The following is a 2226-nucleotide window of genomic DNA, read 5'->3' as shown; positions in this document are numbered from 1 at the left end:
TGCCAAGTTGCCAAATTGAGGGCGGAGTATTTGGTAGCCAAACTTAGAGTTTTAACTTATCCCTGAATCCAAATACCTCACCCCTCAATCCTACTTGTGAGCCAGCACAAAAAAACTAGATTAAATTTTATGAAGCTTATAGCTTTATAAGAATTTAGTAACGCTCATACTAAAAAAAGTTTCCTTAATCTCAGGTGCTGAGAAATCATCAGTACCAGCGCTAGCTTCAACAACACCCAGAGTGTTTCCGGGTTTAATAAAAGATGCTTTCACTGAACTCGTACTGACTTGGGAATTAGGATCGATGCTGATGGCATTACTAATAGTACTTGAGCCTTCAGAACTTACTTCCGATACACCTTGAATTCCAGAAACACTAGACTTCATCGTTTTATATGAGCCAGGCAAACTCCATAACTGAAAACTATGCAACATAATCGTTAAACTCCTTTGCTAGTAATGGAACAAGTAAAAAATAATTTTGTTTAGGAAAAAATTACCTAAACTTATTGAATTTTTCGAGATCAAATAACCTTAAACTCAGGGAACAATAATCTAGAACAACAGTATCATAAAAGGGATGCACAACTTAAAGCCCTTGTTACTATTGCTAGTTTGCCTATTGCCTTTTCCATTAAAAGAATAAGCAATATTGATTATGAGCTGGAAAGCGGCTATATATTTGTTAATTTACCCAATGAAACCATAAATGGCAAAGGCGTCGCTTCTAGAATTACCCGAGAAAAAAGGATCCCTAGATGTAGCATGAGCTCTTACATTACCTTGAGAAAAGAACGGGTCTACATCGGTAAAGCCTGTTACTGAAGTATTGGTATGCTGACCAAACGCATGGGCATCACCATTAATGGTAGCGAAGCCAGGACCAGCGAAGGCTTCAGCAGAAGTAAAAGCAAAACCACCTAAAATAGGGTGGTCTGTTGCCTCCAGCTCGAAATATTCTAATTCAGAAATGTTCATGAATGATTCTCCTGCTTAAATCAGATAATCGTTAGTTTTCCCCGGGAGCATTTAATTGTAATTGATAACACATAAAAGCGACTAAAATATAGATTGCAAGCATTATTTTAAGTGAGTATGGCTTAAAATAATTCCGCTACCAATCAACAACAATTTAATGCTACCATTGTGATTAATGCTACGGAGAGATGTTACTAATTTTTGCATCTTTCCGTAGCATTTAATAATCAAAAATTACTACTCTAGGCTATTTCAGCCATCACTCTTTTTAGTGGAAAAAGAAGAAGGGTGAAGAAGTAGCAGATACTGCATGTAGGGTAGATTGAGAAGCACCAGGAGCAGTTCTGGTAGCGCCCTGGACGTTGGTGAAGGTACCTGGACCAAAGGCTTCTGCAAGACCATCAACTCTTGCTGTGTTACCGAAAACGTTGGCACCTACGTTAACGAAGCCATTAACTCCAAAAAATTTGGAACCGGAGGCACCTACAACGTTGGGTTGTTCAGCAGCATTCTCTAGATGATTTAGATCAGAAATAATCATTGGTTAATTTTCTCCTTTGTAGTTTACTGTGTTAGACCTATTGGTCATTTTGTACTCCAATTAAACTGGCATAGTTCAAATAACTTTATCGCCGATTTTTAAATATATCTAGTTATTTATGGTTTTAGATAACTAGATAGCGATTGACTATTTGTTAGCCAGTAAAATGAAGTGATTCGATTCAAGGTAAACCTGAGTGTAATCGTCCTGATAGATAATTAAATTTAATTAATGTAGTCTATTGGGATATGAATACACCCTGATTTATCAATCACTTAATCAGGAACTTTTCGTGACTAAGTACTAACGGCTTATTGTGGAGAAGCCAATATTTAAAGACTTGAGCATTGATAGCTTTAAGTTTCAACTACTACTCTAAGCAGTTTTCTTAATAATGCTTATCAGAAGAACTAATGAGAAGAAGTAGCAGACGTTGCATTGAGACTAGAGTGGGAACCATTATCAGTAGCTCTCGTATAGGCATTGATGTTGCTAAAAGTCTTGTACCCATACGCCTCTGCGTTGACGTTAACCGTAGCTACCTTTCCTATAATGTTGGTATAGACGTTAATAGATCCGCTATATCCAAAATCGTTGTAGTAAGGTGGGGAGTAGTGAGAGCCACCCACAACCTTGGGGTCTTCAGCAATAGTTTCTAAATGATTTAGATCAGAAATAATCATTATTTAATTTTAGAATTTCTTTTG

At 36.9% G+C, this 2226-nt stretch carries 4 protein-coding genes; all 4 read right to left on the bottom strand.

Going from position 1 to position 2226, the window contains the following annotated elements:
- Positions 1-144: 144 nt before the first annotated feature.
- The 4 genes from F6K53_RS37920 to F6K53_RS37905 all read right to left on the bottom strand — a co-directional run bounded on the left by F6K53_RS37920 (position 145) and on the right by F6K53_RS37905 (position 2202).
- The gene (locus tag F6K53_RS37920; RefSeq protein WP_293084864.1) at positions 145-435 is read right to left on the bottom strand and encodes a hypothetical protein; all 291 of its coding nucleotides are present in this window, start codon (positions 433-435) and stop codon (positions 145-147) included.
- A 255-nt stretch (positions 436-690) separates the two neighbouring features.
- Positions 691-978 carry a hypothetical protein gene (locus F6K53_RS37915; protein ID WP_075895637.1) on the bottom strand — a complete coding sequence of 96 codons (288 nt, stop codon included), beginning with the start codon at positions 976-978 and terminating at the stop codon, positions 691-693.
- 268 nt (positions 979-1246) lie between these two features.
- On the bottom strand, positions 1247-1519 hold the full coding sequence (locus F6K53_RS37910; protein ID WP_075895639.1) for a hypothetical protein: 273 nt from the start codon (positions 1517-1519) through the stop codon (positions 1247-1249).
- A 410-nt stretch (positions 1520-1929) separates the two neighbouring features.
- The gene (locus F6K53_RS37905; RefSeq protein ID WP_293057041.1) at positions 1930-2202 is read right to left on the bottom strand and encodes a hypothetical protein; all 273 of its coding nucleotides are present in this window, start codon (positions 2200-2202) and stop codon (positions 1930-1932) included.
- Positions 2203-2226: the final 24 nt, after the last annotated feature.

Origin of the sequence: Moorena sp. SIO4A1 (assembly GCF_010672065.1) — a bacterium.
Lineage (GTDB): Bacteria > Cyanobacteriota > Cyanobacteriia > Cyanobacteriales > Coleofasciculaceae > Moorena.
Note: the sequence above shows the minus strand (reverse complement) of the source record. Positions and strands in the feature narration are given on the sequence as shown.

Excerpts from the sequence above, each read along its gene's own strand:
- F6K53_RS37915 (WP_075895637.1), bottom strand. The coding sequence starts at position 978 with ATGAACATTTCTGAATTAGAATATTTCGAGCTGGAGGCAACAGACCAC.
- F6K53_RS37920 (WP_293084864.1), bottom strand. The coding sequence starts at position 435 with ATGTTGCATAGTTTTCAGTTATGGAGTTTGCCTGGCTCATATAAAACG.
- F6K53_RS37905 (WP_293057041.1), bottom strand. The coding sequence starts at position 2,202 with ATGATTATTTCTGATCTAAATCATTTAGAAACTATTGCTGAAGACCCC.
- F6K53_RS37910 (WP_075895639.1), bottom strand. The coding sequence starts at position 1,519 with ATGATTATTTCTGATCTAAATCATCTAGAGAATGCTGCTGAACAACCC.